The organism is Bacillus sp. z50 (assembly GCF_058313585.1).
In genome coordinates this window covers 603,962-620,084 of the sequence record NZ_JBZFQL010000001.1, presented here as the reverse complement: position 1 = coordinate 620,084, position 16,123 = coordinate 603,962, and the positions used below count along the sequence as shown (strand labels likewise).

Sequence of the window (16,123 nt, the reverse complement as noted above, 5' to 3'; positions counted from 1 at the left end):
AGGGTTTCTCTATTTATTTTTGCTGCGCTTTTGAAGTTGCTTGAATCGTTCCTGAATAACATCTGTACGATCACGGGTAGAATGCCTATTCACTAATAATGGATCAGTAAGATTGCTGCTGCAATTCCATGAATATCCATATTCTTTGCAAATGGTTTGGCAGGCCGCGAGCAAATCTGGATCTTCAATCGGCAAAAATGGACTTTTGTATGGTTCATTGTTTTTTAACCTATGTATGGAGTCAGTCAGTAATTGGAGTAAACCATCTGAATCCATACCTAATTGATTCACTTCTTCGGTATGTTTGTTTAAAATTTGCTTTGATTTTTGTAAGGTGCGAATAGCTCCTGATTCATTATTTCTGCGGTAATGATACATACCGACGGCCAGCTGGATAAATCCGACCCATACAGATTCTCGATCTAACGGGAGATGTTTTTTCCAGTACTCTTCAAGTATTTCATGGCATTCAAAATAATCTCTGCTTCCATGAAATTCGGCTAAGTACTGAATGAACTCAATTGGGTAGTTCATTTGGTTATTGTCACCTCAATATCTCTCTATGATTATAGATAAATATACATGAACGAACATGGATAAGAAAAGAATAAGGATTTTAAATGGTGAGAAGAGCGGGATTATCTAGCTGATAACAATAGAAACAGGCTATCAACCTAGTCGACAGCCTGTTCCTTAGATTCATCATTTAATTAACACCAAGCTACTCCAACAATTACGAGTAGAATGAATAACACTACGATTAGCGCAAATCCGCTACCGTAACCTCCAACTGCGCCATCTCCCATTTGTGAATCCTCCTCTTTGGATCTTTTCTTTACATTGTCATACTATGTAATCCATACTGGAATGTATGGGCTTTTGCCCACCTTTTAGAAAATCAATTTGTTCATTCTATTGGAAAGAAGCTTGAGTTAAATTATACTTAAACTAGTTGAAATAAGTAGGAGTGCCTATAAAGAGATGAGTTATAAAATAAAGATAGATGCATTTGAAGGTCCACTCGATTTATTACTGCATTTAATAAATCGATTAGAAATAGATATTTATGATATTCCTGTTTCTGAAATCACCGAACAATATGTTGCCTATATCCACACCATGAAGGAGCTGGAACTGGATATAGCCAGTGAATATTTAGTCATGGCGGCAACACTTTTAGCTATTAAAAGTAAAATGCTCCTACCCAAACATGAAGAGGAATGGGATGAGGAAGAGGATGAATTCTTGATGAGTGACGATCCTCGTGAAGAATTAGTTACACAGCTGCTTGAATATAAAAAATATAAAGAGGCAGCTGATGAGTTTAAAAATATGGAAGCTGAAAGGGCGTTATTATTTACTAAACCTCCGATTGATTTATCGCCATATACGGAAGATGTAAAAACGGAACGCCATGACTTAGATGTCAGCCTTTATGATATGCTGAGCGCCTTTCAAAAATTAATGAGACGAAAAAAATTAAGAAAACCGTTACAAACTCGAATTACACGTCAGGAAATTACGATAGATAAACGGATTCAGGAAATAAAGGATTATCTTAAGGAAAAAAGAGAAAAGGTCTTATTTACCTCTCTCTTTAACACAGAGGAAAAAGAGCAGTTAGTTGTCACCTTTCTTGCTGTCCTGGAATTAATGAAGCAAAATGAAATTCAGGTGGAACAAACAAATAACTTCGAGGAAATTTTCATAGAATGGAAGCAGGAGGATTTTACAGTTGGATATCGTTAATTGGAAATCAATATTGGAAGCATTACTTTTTGCGGCAGGTGATGAAGGGTTATCTCTTGAGCAAATTTCATCCGTAATGGAAGTGACAGAAGAAGAGGCAAAAGATGCGTTATATGATCTTAAAGAGCTATATCAAAATGAAGATCGCGGGATCTGTGTTGTTGAATTGGCCGGTGTCTACCAATTGGCGACAAAAAAAGTGCATGCCCCCTATTTGAAAAAGCTTGTTGAAACACCTTCGGCACACACACTTTCGCAGGCTTCACTGGAAACATTGGCGATTATCGCCTATAAACAGCCTATAACCAGAATTGAGATTGAGGCTATCCGCGGTGTCAAAACGGAACGCCCTTTACAAACCTTAATGGCCAAGGCTTTAATTCAGGAAACGGGTCGTGCAGAAGGGGCGGGAAGACCCTATTTATACGGAACGACCAAGGAGTTTTTGGATTACTTCGGTTTAAAATCTTTGGACGAGCTGCCGGCGCTACAGGATGACACAGATGATGGATTTAATGACGAGGAAGCAGATTTGTTTTTTCATAAATTCCAAGAGATGGAATAAGGAGGATGAAGCTTGAAAATCTTGTCTTGTATAGGATATGAGTTAGAAAAGGAAAAACCCAATTCACCTGAGGATTTTTTCAATCGTTCAACCGTGACATACAAGCAAAATGGAAAAATAAAAGAATTTCAGGTTATTTATCTTCGGTATTTTGAAGAAGTTTTGTTAGAACAAGAGGGTGAGTGGGTGTCCCAGGTTCAGGAATTACTGACAGGATATACGTTGAGAGATATTGTTGCCCTCCTTTGTTTGTTGCAAAATTCGCATTTTCATGAAAGAAAACGGGTATATATAAATTCTGAGGCTATCTTTTTAACTATTTTTAAAGATTTACCATACGCCCGAATAAAAGAAATTTTAAATAAAATGGAAAAAAATCCAGAAGTTTGAGCTTGAATTGTCGTATAATAATGTAAATTATTCCTCCCTGAACGTTAATCAACAATAAAAAGTAGGTTGAATATGGTAAACTATTTAGTAACTGAGCTTAAAAGAAACGATTATGGCCAGGGAAGGTTAAGAGTTTGTTGTCCTATTAGAAAGTAAATGAACACAAGGAATAGTGGAGTTTTACATGATCAAAGGGTTTGAATTTTTAAGGGAGGGTTCCGGTTGGGTAATACATTAGTGAAGAGCCAGTTGGAGGATGTAACAACATTTTTGGAGCAAACAGTACAAACTCTCGAGATTTACATGAATGAAATGACAATTGATCGTTTGATGGAGGAAAAAAGCGGCGATGAGCTCTATTATAAGGGCTTGTTTTCAACAATCCGCAAGCTGCTGGTTTATTGTGAAGAAGGCTTAGAGGCTTGCAGGATTGTCCTTAAAAACGAACCATTTAATAAAGGCGCTGCAGAGCGAGTTCTTTACCGCGTATATCATAAATGTATTGAAGAATATTTTGCTCCAAAAAGTGATTTATGGTTTGAGGACAGCCGTTCAGCGTATACAGGGCGCAATTGTATAAAATTCCGTGAAGAAGCACCAGAAAGCTTGAAAAGCCTGATTACAAAACTGGAATTTGATGTTCAAAAAATCAGAGAAGAACTTGAATACTATGAAACCGATTATCGGACAAAGATGGTTCAATCAAATTAACAGGATATGAAGTGCGATTACGTATAGTGTAATCGCATTTTTATTTGGATTTATTTTTAATTGGAAAGTCATACCTATTTCATTGAAAAAATAAGAATTAAGTCAACCTCCTCTTGAATATTGTTGTATGACGGGGAGGTTGATGAATATGAATCCTTTTAAAAAGTATTGGGAAGAAGTAGATAAATGGAAGACTGCGATTGTTGAATGGGCAACCAATCAAGAGGAGTCATTTCGAAGCTTGATCATGGAGCGGGTTGATAATCTCACGGCCCTTTTAAACAGCATGAAAAATAAAACTCCATCCCAACATGAGCTAATAAAGCTTCAAAATATGATGGAGGAGCTGGATGAATCTGTTCAAAAGGCACATAATGGCGATTCATATGTACCGCCTGGAAGACATGCCTTGCCGCCATTGCCATACTCCTATGATGCTTTGGAGCCCTTTATAGACCGGGAGATTATGAAATTGCATCATACTATTCATCATCAGACATATGTAGATGGTCTGAATAAAGCCGAAACTAAAATGAAAGAAGCCCGCGATAAGGATGACTATGACCTTTTAAAGCATTGGGAGAGAGAAGCTGCGTTTCACGGATCAGGGCATTATTTGCACACTATATTTTGGTACAATATGAAGCCTGATGGCGGTGGGGAACCAACAGGTGAATTAATGAACTTTATTAAAAGAGATTTTGGCAGCTTTGCAAAATTTAAAAAGGAATTTACCGAAGCTGCCAAAAAAGTGGAAGGTGTAGGCTGGGCGATTTTAGTTTGGTCCAATCGAGCCCATCGGCTGGAAATTTTACAATCTGAACGGCATATGATACTGACGCAATGGGATACAATCCCTTTATTAGTATTGGATGTTTGGGAACACGCGTATTATTTACAATACAAGACCGATCGTCCGGCTTATATAAACAACTGGTGGAATTTGGTGAATTGGGACGATGTTAGCGAACGATTTGAACAGGCACGGAAAATTGGCTGGAAAATATATAAGAAATAAAAGTACGTTCAAATACACCAGGTTTATTCTTAAAGGTTGACCAAGACTTTGGTTGACCTTTTTAGTTGAGGTCTAGTTTATCCCCTTATACTTCCTTACTGGGCAATCTATTACTTCCAATATTTGTGATAATATGATGGGAGGGAGGGATAGGCATGAGTTTAATAGAGCATCGGGGATCGGCTCCGGATTGTGTGAAGGTAATGGTGCTTACGGTAAGTGATACAAGAGATGAGCATACGGATCGAAGCGGGCAGCTTATGATGCGTTTGTTGCAGTCAGCTGGACATATCATTACGCGCTACCAAATAGTGAAGGATGAGCAGGATGCGATTCAGCAGGAACTCTCAGCTGGGTTAGAGGATAAAGAGGTTGATGCCATTATTTGTAATGGCGGTACTGGGATTGCCTATCGGGATGTAACGATTGAAACAATTAAGGGTTTACTAGATAAAGAAATGCCAGGGTTTGGTGAGATTTTTCGAATGCTGAGTTATCAGGAGGATATTGGTTCCGCAGCTATTTTATCCAGAGCCATCGCCGGAGTAACGCAAGGGAAGGTAATCTTCGCAACACCTGGTTCCACTGGGGCAGTGGAGCTGGCAATGAATAAATTGATTTTGCCGGAGTTAGCACATGTCGTAAGAGAACTGAAAAAGGATCTATAAGGTATAAAAAAGATGAAGCCTTCATGTAATAGGTTTCATCTTTTTTAGTCAAATAATGATTCACTGGTGAGGTCTATTGTATTTAATTTTCTGATAATATAAAATGGAATACAATCCATTATCTGGTCGGCAGATTGGAGAACGTGTAAGACTATTAAAGAGATGAGTAGATAGTTCGTTTAAATAAAGGAGCCAATGAACATGGGTACCCGATTTTCTAGGCAAGAGTTGTTTAAGCCTATTGGCTGCGATGGTCAAATACGCTTGGCTGAATCAACAGTAGGTATTATCGGTTGCGGTGCACTTGGATCGGTAATAGCGGAGGCACTTGTTCGTGCCGGTATAGGGGCGATACATTTAGTGGATCGTGACTTTGTAGAAATGTCCAACTTACATAGACAGCAGTTATTTGTGGAGAAAGATGCTTTGAATCTGACAGCTAAAGTGATAGCTGCTGAGCAACGATTGAAGGAAATCCGTTCAGATGTTCACCTCTTTACGTATTTAGATAATGCAGATGGTCCATTCATCGAAGACATAGCAGAAAAATGTGATATCTTGGTAGACGCAACTGATAATTTTGAAACAAGAATGGCTATAAATGATGCTGCACATAAATATGGGATACCTTGGGTGTATGGGGCCTGTGTAAGTGCGAGTGGCACTGTTTTCACTTTCATACCGGGTAAAACGGCTTGTTTCAGATGTCTTTTCCCGGCTTTGCCCTCGTTAAATGAAACCTGTGATACGGTTGGAGTTATTGCTCCAGCCGTTCAAATTACAGCAGCCCATCAATGCACAGAGGTAATGCAATGGTTAACTGGTCATCCGGAGAAGTTGCGGGGAAAAGTATATCATTTTGATGTTTGGAATCATACCAGCTTAGAGGTTGGAGTATCTCGTATTAAAAAAGAGGATTGTCCTACATGCGGACATTGTCCTGTATATCCTTCGCTCGAAAAAAGCGAAGAAATGAAATCTATGGTGTTATGCGGGAGAGACACTATACAAATCATCCCTCAAGCTAATCGCCGTGTATCTTTAGAAGATGCTGAGCGACTGGCAATAAGGCAGGGATATCGATTTAAAAAGACTCCTTATTTTATCCAATTTCATACAGAACAATATCGAATGATCTTGTTTACAAATGGGAGACTGTTAATACATGGGTTACAGGATAGCACGGAAGGTCGAAAATTATTTCATCAAATGTTTGGGTAATATAGTGTCGGAAAAAGGCCATGGAAGAATGAACAGCTCTGTCTAGCTTGCTGCAGGAGAAATGGAAGGAAGTCCATTCGGTTAACTTTTTTTAAAATATAAGCTAACCGAAAAGTGTAGCTAAACCTTCAATTTATCTCTTCAGCTACGCGTGTAATCACCGTTTTTACCACCAGTCTTTTTCAAAAGCATGGTTGGCCCAATGACCATTTCTTTACCGGAGGCTTTACACATATCATAAATGGTTAATGCTGAAACAGATGCTGCCGTAAGTGCTTCCATTTCGACACCGGTCGCACCTATTGTTTTAACTTCAGTAAGAATACTAATTTCATAATGGGAGTTTGCTTCATCTATTTCCCAATTGAATTCGATATTGATACCAGATAGCGGGATAGGGTGACACATAGGAATAATAGAAGATGTTTGTTTGGCAGCCATAATTCCAGCAACCTGGGCAACGGCAAAGACATCTCCTTTTTTATTTGAATAATCAAAAATTTGAGCATAAATATGTTGGTTTACAAGAATAGAAGATTTAGCAAGAGCAGTCCGAACGGTTTTATCTTTATGGGAAACATCAACCATTTTGGCACGACCCTGTTCATTGAAATGAGTGAATTTTGTCATGGAAAACATCCTTTCTATATGATTTATCCATAGTATAGCATTCTATTTGTAAGGAGATAAAAGAATGGTAGAAAAAAGAATACCAATACCAATTTCAGCAGCAATAGAGAAAATTATGAAGGAAATACAACCTGCTTCAGCTGAAATTGTCCCTTTGTCAGAAGCATATGGCCGAATTTTAGCGGAACCGATTATTGCTAAACATGATGTTCCTCCATTTGATCGATCGGCATATGATGGATTTGCCATTCATTCCTCCGATTCAGTTGGAGCCTCAGACGGGCATCACGTATCCTTTCAGGTAATTGATGAGGTTGGAGCTGGATATATTTCTAAAAAGACACTTGCTCCCAGAGAAGCCATTCGGATTATGACCGGGGCGATGATGCCTAAGGATGCAGATGCTGTTGTTATGCTTGAACAGGTGATAGAACAGGAAGATCACATATCTATTTATAAATCATTTGAAATGAATGAAAATGTTTCTCCTAAAGGAGAAGATGCCAGGAAAGATGAACGGCTTATTGAAGAGGGGGCGTTCATTACTCCAGGTGTGATTGCGTTGTTGGCGACCTTTGGATATACGCACGTGAAAGTAGCCAAGAAGCCAGTAGTTGGTATTTTATCTACAGGTACAGAATTATTGGCAGTAGAGGATGATCTTGTACCAGGCAAAATCCGCAATAGTAACGGACCCATGATTGAAGCACAGCTGAAACGGATGGGAATTGAAAATCATACATATGGTATTCAAGCGGATAATCTAAAGCAATCCCTACAAACAGTGGAAAGAGCAATTGAAGAGACAGATTGTCTTATTACAACTGGTGGTGTTTCAGTTGGAGATTTTGATTTTATGCCAGTCATTTATTCACATCTTGGAGCGAATGTCTTATTTAATAAAGTAGCCATACGCCCAGGTAGTGTTACGACAGTAGCAGTGAATAATGGAAAGTATTTATTTGGTTTATCTGGAAATCCATCTGCCTGTTATTCGGGCTTTGAATTATTTGTTCGTCCTACCCTGTTAAAAATGATGGGTAGCTGTAAACCGTTTATGCCAAACGTAAAGGCTGCATTAGCAGAAGATTTTTTGGATGCTAATCCGTTTACTCGTTTTATTCGAGCAACGTATGAAGTAACTTCTTCAGGATTAAGCGCGACTCCTGCTGGTTTTAATAAATCGAATGCGGTTACATCCATTGCTAGGGGAAATGCATTTATCGTTCTCCCCGGTGGAAAAAAGGGCTGGAAGGCTGGAGATGAAGTTGATTTATTGCTATTGGGAGTAGAGGAAGGTGCATCTCGATGGATGCTATGAAAGTTTGATTAATCGTAGGTTTATAAAAATAGGGGAAAACAACACTTATGGGAACCGGTTGGATATTATCAAAAAATCTATGTCCGTCAGTAAACATATGATGTCGCAGTCGGTAGAAGAAGAGTCATTGAATATATGGATGCTAGTGATGGATGCTAGATTATACAGGGATGTGATGATCATGAAACCATTTGAAATAGTTCAAGATCCAATAGAGGTTCAAAAATATGCAGATTATGTATTACACGAGGGAGCGGGCGCAGTAACCGTGTTCTCCGGTCATGTAAGGGAATGGACAAACGGTGTTCGAACATTATCCTTGGCATATGAAGCGTATGGACCAATGGCTGAAAAAAAGCTGGCGGAAATTGGTAGAGAAATTGAAATGAAATGGCCGGGTACACGAGTGGCGATTGCTCATCGTATTGGACAATTGGAAATATCAGATATAGCCGTTGTTATAGCTATTTCTTCACCTCACAGAAAGAATGCTTATGAAGCAAACGAATATGCGATTGAACGGATTAAACAAATTGTTCCAATTTGGAAAAAGGAGATTTGGGAAAATGGGGAAGTATGGGTGGGGAATCAACATAAAAAGCCATTATCAGAGGAGTCAATAAAATGATAAAAATTCTCTATTTTGCAAGTATGCGAGACTTGACCGGTAAAGCGGAAGAGAACATCGAACGAATGGAATGGTCTGTCCGAGAGTTGCTGCAATGGGCAGAAGAAACCTATCCAAACTTCGAAAAGCATTCAGTCCTTGTTGCGATAAACGAAGAATATGTGACAGAAGATGAGAAAATTAGAGATGGAGATGTGGTGGTGTTTATACCTCCAGTTAGTGGAGGTTAAAGAAAACGCGTTTTTACAGCTGTTAAGGACAGTAAGAGTTAGATGGATAAATGAAATTCCGCCGGAGAATACAAAGGGTGGTATTTGATAATATCAATGACCTGGAAACCGAATGAAAAGAAGGGAATAACCATGACCTCACAGTCTTTATTGGATAAATTAAAAAGACCGATTCGTGATTTGCGGCTATCAGTTACGGATCGCTGCAATTTCCGCTGTACATATTGTATGCCTAAAGAAATCTTTGGAGATGATTATGCGTTTTTAAAGAAACAAGAGCTTCTGACATTTGAGGAGATAGAACGAACAGTCCGTTTATTTGCAGGTCTTGGTGTAAAAAAGCTGCGTTTAACAGGCGGGGAGCCCTTATTACGAAGTCATTTATCTAAATTAGTTGAAAGGTTAGTGAAAATAGAGGGAATTGAGGATATTGGTTTAACTACGAATGGTCTTTTGCTTTCAAAGTATGCTCATGACTTATACAATGCTGGGCTAAGACGTTTAAATATTAGTCTTGATTCTTTAGATAACGAAGTATTCGGTCAGTTGAATGGTCGTGGCATTCAGCCCTCTATTATTCTTCGTAATATAGAGAATGCCGTTAACCTTGGCTTTCAGGTCAAGGTTAATATGGTCGTACAAAAGGGAGTCAATGATCATGATATCATCCCAATGGCTTCTTATTTTAAAAAGATGGGTGTAACTCTGCGCTTTATCGAATTTATGGATGTAGGTAATGATAATGGATGGAGTTTCAAAGAGGTTGTAGCGAAAAAAGAACTATATGAAAAGCTGTCTAAGGTTTTCGATTTAGAGGCTGTTGATGAGCAATATTTTGGAGAGGTAGCTAAACGCTATCGCTATAAAGATAGCAAGAGCGAAATTGGTTTTATCACATCCGTGTCGGATTCTTTTTGTTCTTCCTGTACAAGGGCACGGGTTTCATCGAATGGACATCTTTATACGTGCTTGTTTGCCTCAAAGGGCTATGATTTAAAAGAATTAATCCGTAGAGGTGTAACAGATGAGGAACTGCTGGACCACATTCGTCAAGTTTGGGAATTGAGGGCGGACCGTTATTCTGATGAACGGACGGAACAAACGATATCTAATAGAAAAAAGATAGGGATGTTCTTTATAGGTGGTTAATAGATCAATTTACTAGATTTTTTTAGTGAAGTCCTAAGAAGGACTGGTCAAGGAACATAGGCTAAGAATATCACGTTATGAGGCTAAGCCTTTGTGACCCACACCCCCTGTTACCCATCTTAAAGGGGATCCATAAACCCTTGAGGAACCAGGAGACTAAGCTGGATTAAGTGAAATCAGAAACGCTCTTCATTAAAATTAGACTGAATCTTGAGATGATTTCTGTTTAAGTAGGTATACATCAAGGAGGATTACATGAAAAAATCTGTATCGATTTTTACAATGCTATTCCTTTTAGTCATTACTCTAGTTGCATGTTCTGAACAAGAAGTTAAAGAAGAAAAAGTAGAACTAAGAATTTCAGCTGCAGCTAGTTTGCAGGATGCGCTAAGAGACATTCAAGCTGTTTTTGAAAAAGAAAATCCAGAAATGAATATTACATATAATTTTGCTGGCTCCGGTGTGCTTCAGCAGCAAATCATGCAAGGTGCTCCTGTGGATTTGTTTTTATCATCTTCAGAAGATAAGTTTGAATCATTAATTACGGCAGAAATGATTGCGGACGGGGAGCATATCAATTTATTAGAAAATGAACTTGTTTTAATTGCTCCGAGTCCTAATGAAACTAACAAAATTAGTGGTTTTGAAGATTTAATGAATGGAACAATCGATAAGATCGCAATTGGTATTCCTGAATCTGTTCCTGCAGGAAAATATGCCAAGGAAACATTAGAAGTACTAGAAATATGGGATGAGGTAGAGAGTAAACTCATTTTAGCAAAAGATGTTCGACAAGTTCTGTCGTATGTTGAAACAGGTAATGTAGACGCTGGTATTGTATATAAAACAGATGCTCTTGTATCAGATAACAGTAGGATCATCTCGACGGCAAATAAAGAACACCATACACCTATTATGTATCCTTTAGGTATTCTAAATGATACAAAATTTCCTGTTGAAGCAAAGAGATATTATGACTTTCTTCAATCGAAGGAAGCAACGGCCATATTTGAGGAATACGGATTCATAGTGAACTGAGGAATGAATATGTTACATGAATTTTTATCACCTATTATTCTTTCAATTGAAATAGCAGTGGTTTCGGGAATAATTGTTATCATATCAGGGACATTTATTGGCCGCTATTTAGCTATGAAATCTTTTAAGGGAAAAGCGGCTTTTGAGACATTTCTTATGTTGCCTCTAGTTCTGCCGCCATCAGTAGTAGGATTTATTTTGATTGTCTTGTTGGGAAAGCAAAGTATCATTGGACAAGCAATTGAGTGGATTTTTGAGAAGCCAGTCATATTTACTTGGTGGGCGGCTGTCATTGCTGCTACGATTGTGGCTTTTCCCCTTATGTATCAATCAGCTAAGTCTGGTTTTCAAGGTATTGACCATGAAATCGAAGATGCTGCTCGAGTAGATGGAGCAAGTAAATGGCAGGTTTTTCTTCATGTTTCCCTTCCGTTAGCATCGAGAGCGCTTATGACGGGCGGTATTTTAAGCTTTGCTCGAGCATTGGGGGAGTTTGGCGCTACTTTAATGTTTGCTGGAAATATTCCAGGCGTTACGCAAACAGTTCCGATAGCTATTTATACAGCCCTTGATTCGGGCAACATGCTCATAGCATGGATGTGGGTTTTAGCTATATTCTTACTATCTTTTCTCATGCTGTTCGTGATTCAATTAAAAAAAGAGTGAAGATTCATCACTGATCGTAAATGGGCAACGAAGTTTACATAAACTTTTAGTTGCCTTTTTTTTATGTAATTATTACCTGAAGAATTTTAGCATCCTCCTTCATACATAATCTAATTCACTTATCACTCACCCTGAATAACCTGTCTTCGAATATTTAAGAAATTAAGCGCATAGACTTGTACAAAAACATGAAGGGGACGAGTGTGGTGAAAGTGTACTCTTTCAAATATAAACGTAAGAAATATAACTCGAAACGTAATCTTTCAGTAAAGAACGATCCAATCCGCTTAGTGTTATGGAAGCTGGCAGGCACCATCCTCATTATGATTTTGTGTTTGGCAAGTTTACTTTCGCCGATAAAAACAGTTTCTGCACAAGCGCAAGAACTTGAAAGAATCCAAACAGGGGCTAAAAGTGCAATTATGATTGAGCAGAGCACCGGCCGGATTTTATATGAGAAGGATGCCCATACAAAACGAAGGATAGCGAGTATTACTAAAATTATGACCGCAATTCTTGCGATTGAATCGGGGAAGATGGATAAAACTGTAACGGTGACAGATGCGATTTTAAAAGCAGAGGGATCGGCGATCTATTTGCAGGTAGGAGAAAAAATAAAATTAAGCGACCTTGTTTATGGACTTATGCTCAGATCAGGAAATGATGCGGCGATTGCCATTGCTGAATATGTGGGAGGAAGTGTGGAGGGTTTTTCTGCATTAATGAATCAGAAAGCAGAATGGATTGGCATGAAGAACAGTCATTTCACCAATCCGCATGGTCTTGATGATTCTGATAACCATTATTCCACAGCCTATGATATGGCAATCCTAACTAAGTATGCGATGGGGAATAAAATGTATCAGAAAATTGCCGGAACTAAGATCCATCGGGCACCCAACCCGAATGAAGTATGGGACCGTGTTTGGAAAAACAAAAACAGGCTGTTAACGGAAAAATATAAATACACCACAGGCGGTAAAACAGGTTATACAAAAAAAGCGCGCCGCACGCTAGTGACAACTGCATCCAAGGATGGATTGGATCTTATTACGGTTACTATCGATGATTCTACAGATTGGGCTGATCATATAGCTCTTTTTGAGGCGGGATTTAACAATTACACATTAACTGAAGTAGTACCGCGTGGAGACATAAAAACGATAAAAAAAGGATTTTATAAAAATAAAGCTTATTTAAAATCATCGTTATCCTACCCGCTTACGCAAAAAGAACAAGAGGAGGTCGAAGTAAAGTATGAACTGAAAAAGCCCAAAAAACAGTGGAAAAAAGGAAAAAATCTTCCGGCTAAGGTTGGAAAGGTGAATTTAATTCTTGATGGACAAACGCTTATATCTAAACCGGTTTATCTACATAAAAAAGATCAAACTGTCTTCGATATATGGAAAGACGTCTTCTATACTTTTTCAGGTGTAAACACAAATGGTTAATTATATATGGGTCGGAATCAGTATAATTGGAATCATTTATGCGATGTTTACTGGAACAATGGCGGAAGTTAATGAAGCGATCTTTAAGAGTGCAAAAGAATCGGTCACTCTATGCTTCGGCCTTATGAGTGTCCTTGTTTTTTGGCTGGGCATCATGAAGATTGCAGAAGAGGCAGGTCTATTGGATAGTTTAACACGTTTGACAAAGCCAATCGTATCCAGGCTTTTCCCAGATGTGCCGCCAAATCATCCGGCAATGGGATATATCGTATCCAATATAATGGCGAACACATTTGGACTGGGAAATGCAGCTACACCCCTGGGTATAAAGGCGATGGAACAATTAAAGGACTTAAATGGCGGAAAGGATACAGCAAGCCGCTCTATGATTACGTTTCTGGCATTGAATACCTCTGGGCTGACGCTTATTCCAACAACCGTCATAGGAATCCGCATTCATTATAATTCAGCCAATCCGACAGAAATTGTCGGCCCGACCTTTTTGGCAACCGTCATTGCAACGATAGCAGCTATTATTTTAGATCGGTACTTCTACTGGAAAAGAGTAAGAAAGGGGATGGATTGATGCACTGGATCTCAACCATATCAATTTGGATGATACCTGTGGTTATCTTGCTCATCCTTGTCATGGGTGCCATAAAGAAGGTCCCGACCTACGAGAGTTTTGTGGAAGGCGGAAAAGATGGGATAAAAATCACATTTTCGATTATTCCCTATCTCATTGGTATGATGGTGGCCATTTCTATTTTTCGTGCTTCAGGTGCTATGGATTTGCTGATAGGCTGGATGAAACCGGTATTAAACTTCTTAGGTGTGCCTTCAGAGGTAGTACCTTTAGCCTTAATAAGACCCATATCGGGAAATGCTTCTCTCGGCATGGTCAGTGATTTGATTGCCACATATGGACCTGACTCTTTTATAGGGAAGGTTGCTTCCACAATCCAGGGGAGCACGGATACAACCTTATATGTCTTAACTGTTTATTTCGGTGCAGTAGGAATTAAGAAAATGGGAGATGCTTTAAAGGTGGGATTGTTAGCTGACCTCGTCGGGATTGGTGCGGCAATCTTATTAGCTGCTATTATGTTCCAATAGACACAAATTTGTCACAAAATGCTAAAAGAAGTGAAAAAATAGTCAGATTTAACAAAAATCGGTATAAAAAGCCGATTTTTTTGTGTTTCTTAGTAAGTAATGAAATAATATGCGTGATAGGACATATCACTTTCTGCAAAAACAAAGTATAATGAACAACTAGGTAGAATGCCTATTATTTGAGTAAAGAATACAGAAAAAGTAAAATTAGACAGGTGATTAAAATGGAAAGATTACAAAAAGTGATAGCACAGGCAGGAATCGCCTCCCGAAGAAAAGCGGAACAGTTAATCGTAGAAGGCAAAGTAACTGTTAACGGTAAGATTGTAAAAGAGCTTGGCGTTAAGGTTGGCCCAAATGATCAAATAGAGGTAAGTGGAGTACCTGTAGAAAAGGAAGAACCGGTATATTTTCTGCTTTATAAGCCAAGAGGTGTCATTTCCGCTGCCAACGATGACAAAGGGAGAAAGACCGTAACAGATTTATTTCCACTGATCAAACAACGGATTTATCCAGTAGGCAGACTGGATTACGATACATCAGGTTTGATCCTGCTGACGAATGATGGTGAGTTTGCCAATGCCCTGATGCATCCAAAGTACGAAATAGAAAAAACGTACGTAGCGAAAATTCAAGGTATTCCATCCCGCGAAATAATAAAGAAATTGGAACGTGGTGTTCAATTGGAAGACGGTAAAACAGCCCCTGCGAAAGCTAAATTGCTATCAATGGATCGCAGAAAACAGTCCTCTATTGTAGAGCTGACGATTCATGAGGGCAGAAACCGCCAAGTCCGCCGTATGTTTGAAGCGATTGGGATGCCCGTTATCAAACTTAAACGTGAAAGATATGGATTCTTGACGTTGCACGGTGTTAGTCCTGGAGATTACAGAGAGTTAACACCACATGAAGTAAAGCAACTGCGTTCTATGGCGCTTCATAAAGATAAGTAAATACAACCGTAGCGCTGCCCTAAATTAGTGCCTTTCTGGCAGCGCTATATTCTTGTGTGTCTAAAGCATAGCGGGAGGGAACTTTTTTGACCAAACAAAAGCGTAAATGGATGAGAATAGGGGTTCTGGCCCTTTTAGCTGGAGCCGTCATTTATGTGGTATTTTCGAGTTTAACCATGGACAAGGAAAAAACCCTTAAAATGAATGAAACCGCTCCAAACTTTGCTCTGACAGATCTTGAAGGGGTTAAGCATGTGTTAGAGGATTATAAGGGGCAGGGAGTGTTTCTGAATTTCTGGGGGACGTGGTGTAAACCATGTGAATATGAAATGCCTTATATTCAAAGTCAATATGAAGTGTTCAAAGATAAAGGTGTACAGGTATTAGCTGTCAATGTAAATGAATCTGATTTTGTCGTGAATAAATTTGTTCAAAGACATGGGCTTACTTTTCCGGTTGTCATCGATAAGGACAATCAGGTGCAGCATCAGTATCTGATTAATCCCTTGCCGGCCACATTTTTAATTGATAAAAATGGTAAGGTCGTAGATTCAACCACTGGTAGTTTAACTGAAGAGAAGATTCAAAAGATGATGGAGAAAATACAGCCATAACAAGG

The 16,123-nt window shown here is 38.8% G+C and carries 21 protein-coding genes; 18 read left to right on the top strand and 3 right to left on the bottom strand.

All coding sequences use genetic code 11. The features are described from left to right. Positions 1–9: 9 nt before the first annotated feature. Both AC4G3N_RS02905 and AC4G3N_RS02900 read right to left on the bottom strand, forming a co-directional pair. Positions 10–534, bottom strand: coding sequence for a DUF309 domain-containing protein (locus AC4G3N_RS02905; protein ID WP_491089691.1), 525 nt, complete (start codon positions 532–534; stop codon positions 10–12). Between the two features lie 176 nt (positions 535–710). Further along, entirely contained in the window at positions 711–806 is a 96-nt protein-coding gene (locus AC4G3N_RS02900) for a YjcZ family sporulation protein (RefSeq protein WP_066107625.1), read from the bottom strand. A 175-nt stretch (positions 807–981) separates the two neighbouring features. Here AC4G3N_RS02900 and AC4G3N_RS02895 point away from each other — a divergent pair, with 175 nt between their 5' ends. The 7 genes from AC4G3N_RS02895 (at position 982) to AC4G3N_RS02865 (ending at position 6,322) form a co-directional block, all read left to right on the top strand. Continuing rightward, positions 982–1,749 carry a segregation/condensation protein A gene (locus tag AC4G3N_RS02895; RefSeq protein ID WP_066107623.1) on the top strand — a complete coding sequence of 256 codons (768 nt, stop codon included), beginning with the start codon at positions 982–984 and terminating at the stop codon, positions 1,747–1,749. Continuing rightward, on the top strand, positions 1,736–2,314 hold the full coding sequence (gene scpB, locus AC4G3N_RS02890; RefSeq protein ID WP_066107622.1) for an SMC-Scp complex subunit ScpB: 579 nt from the start codon (positions 1,736–1,738) through the stop codon (positions 2,312–2,314). Before AC4G3N_RS02895 ends, scpB begins: the two co-directional genes overlap by 14 nt. Before the next feature lie 12 nt (positions 2,315–2,326). Then, on the top strand, positions 2,327–2,704 hold the full coding sequence (locus tag AC4G3N_RS02885; protein ID WP_491089690.1) for a hypothetical protein: 378 nt from the start codon (positions 2,327–2,329) through the stop codon (positions 2,702–2,704). Positions 2,705–2,926: 222 nt separating this feature from the next. After that, positions 2,927–3,415 (top strand): DUF3907 family protein, encoded by a 489-nt coding sequence (locus AC4G3N_RS02880; protein ID WP_139891712.1) that lies wholly within the window; start codon positions 2,927–2,929, stop codon positions 3,413–3,415. Positions 3,416–3,563: 148 nt separating this feature from the next. Beyond that, positions 3,564–4,433: a superoxide dismutase gene (locus AC4G3N_RS02875; RefSeq protein WP_139891715.1), complete on the top strand. Its 870-nt coding sequence runs from the start codon at positions 3,564–3,566 to the stop codon at positions 4,431–4,433. Positions 4,434–4,588: 155 nt separating this feature from the next. Continuing rightward, positions 4,589–5,101 (top strand): MogA/MoaB family molybdenum cofactor biosynthesis protein, encoded by a 513-nt coding sequence (locus AC4G3N_RS02870; protein WP_139891716.1) that lies wholly within the window; start codon positions 4,589–4,591, stop codon positions 5,099–5,101. Positions 5,102–5,302: 201 nt separating this feature from the next. Next, a complete protein-coding gene (locus AC4G3N_RS02865) occupies positions 5,303–6,322 on the top strand; it encodes a ThiF family adenylyltransferase (protein WP_491089689.1) in 1,020 nt (339 codons plus the stop codon). Positions 6,323–6,463: 141 nt separating this feature from the next. On the opposite strand, the gene moaC is transcribed toward AC4G3N_RS02865, so the two are convergent. Next, positions 6,464–6,952, bottom strand: coding sequence for a cyclic pyranopterin monophosphate synthase MoaC (moaC, locus tag AC4G3N_RS02860; RefSeq protein ID WP_491089688.1), 489 nt, complete (start codon positions 6,950–6,952; stop codon positions 6,464–6,466). Positions 6,953–7,016: 64 nt separating this feature from the next. Between moaC and AC4G3N_RS02855 the strand changes: the two genes are divergently transcribed. From AC4G3N_RS02855 to resA, 11 genes are all read left to right on the top strand, one after another. Then, positions 7,017–8,273, top strand: a complete 1,257-nt coding sequence (locus tag AC4G3N_RS02855) for a molybdopterin molybdotransferase MoeA (RefSeq protein ID WP_491089687.1) — start codon at positions 7,017–7,019, stop codon at positions 8,271–8,273. 181 nt (positions 8,274–8,454) lie between these two features. Continuing rightward, positions 8,455–8,901, top strand: coding sequence for a molybdenum cofactor biosynthesis protein MoaE (locus AC4G3N_RS02850; RefSeq protein ID WP_066107853.1), 447 nt, complete (start codon positions 8,455–8,457; stop codon positions 8,899–8,901). Continuing rightward, positions 8,898–9,131 carry a molybdopterin converting factor subunit 1 gene (gene moaD / locus AC4G3N_RS02845; protein ID WP_066107599.1) on the top strand — a complete coding sequence of 78 codons (234 nt, stop codon included), beginning with the start codon at positions 8,898–8,900 and terminating at the stop codon, positions 9,129–9,131. The genes AC4G3N_RS02850 and moaD overlap by 4 nt, the downstream gene beginning before the upstream one ends. Before the next feature lie 132 nt (positions 9,132–9,263). Then, complete coding sequence (gene moaA, locus AC4G3N_RS02840; protein ID WP_219847589.1) at positions 9,264–10,280, top strand: GTP 3',8-cyclase MoaA; 1,017 nt, start codon at positions 9,264–9,266, stop codon at positions 10,278–10,280. Positions 10,281–10,535: 255 nt separating this feature from the next. After that, positions 10,536–11,318 (top strand): molybdate ABC transporter substrate-binding protein, encoded by a 783-nt coding sequence (modA, locus tag AC4G3N_RS02835; RefSeq protein ID WP_139891720.1) that lies wholly within the window; start codon positions 10,536–10,538, stop codon positions 11,316–11,318. A 9-nt stretch (positions 11,319–11,327) separates the two neighbouring features. Continuing rightward, positions 11,328–11,984 carry a molybdate ABC transporter permease subunit gene (gene modB, locus AC4G3N_RS02830; protein ID WP_140461605.1) on the top strand — a complete coding sequence of 219 codons (657 nt, stop codon included), beginning with the start codon at positions 11,328–11,330 and terminating at the stop codon, positions 11,982–11,984. 323 nt (positions 11,985–12,307) lie between these two features. Beyond that, entirely contained in the window at positions 12,308–13,435 is a 1,128-nt protein-coding gene (locus tag AC4G3N_RS02825) for a D-alanyl-D-alanine carboxypeptidase family protein (RefSeq protein WP_066107848.1), read from the top strand. After that, positions 13,428–14,021 (top strand): nucleoside recognition domain-containing protein, encoded by a 594-nt coding sequence (locus AC4G3N_RS02820; protein ID WP_066107588.1) that lies wholly within the window; start codon positions 13,428–13,430, stop codon positions 14,019–14,021. Before AC4G3N_RS02825 ends, AC4G3N_RS02820 begins: the two co-directional genes overlap by 8 nt. After that, positions 14,021–14,551 (top strand): spore maturation protein, encoded by a 531-nt coding sequence (locus tag AC4G3N_RS02815; protein ID WP_139891721.1) that lies wholly within the window; start codon positions 14,021–14,023, stop codon positions 14,549–14,551. The genes AC4G3N_RS02820 and AC4G3N_RS02815 overlap by 1 nt, the downstream gene beginning before the upstream one ends. Positions 14,552–14,775: 224 nt before the next feature. Continuing rightward, the gene (gene rluB, locus AC4G3N_RS02810) at positions 14,776–15,504 is read left to right on the top strand and encodes a 23S rRNA pseudouridine(2605) synthase RluB (RefSeq protein WP_066107581.1); all 729 of its coding nucleotides are present in this window, start codon (positions 14,776–14,778) and stop codon (positions 15,502–15,504) included. Positions 15,505–15,590: 86 nt separating this feature from the next. Beyond that, complete coding sequence (gene resA, locus AC4G3N_RS02805) at positions 15,591–16,118, top strand: thiol-disulfide oxidoreductase ResA (protein ID WP_066107578.1); 528 nt, start codon at positions 15,591–15,593, stop codon at positions 16,116–16,118. Positions 16,119–16,123 lie beyond the last annotated feature (5 nt).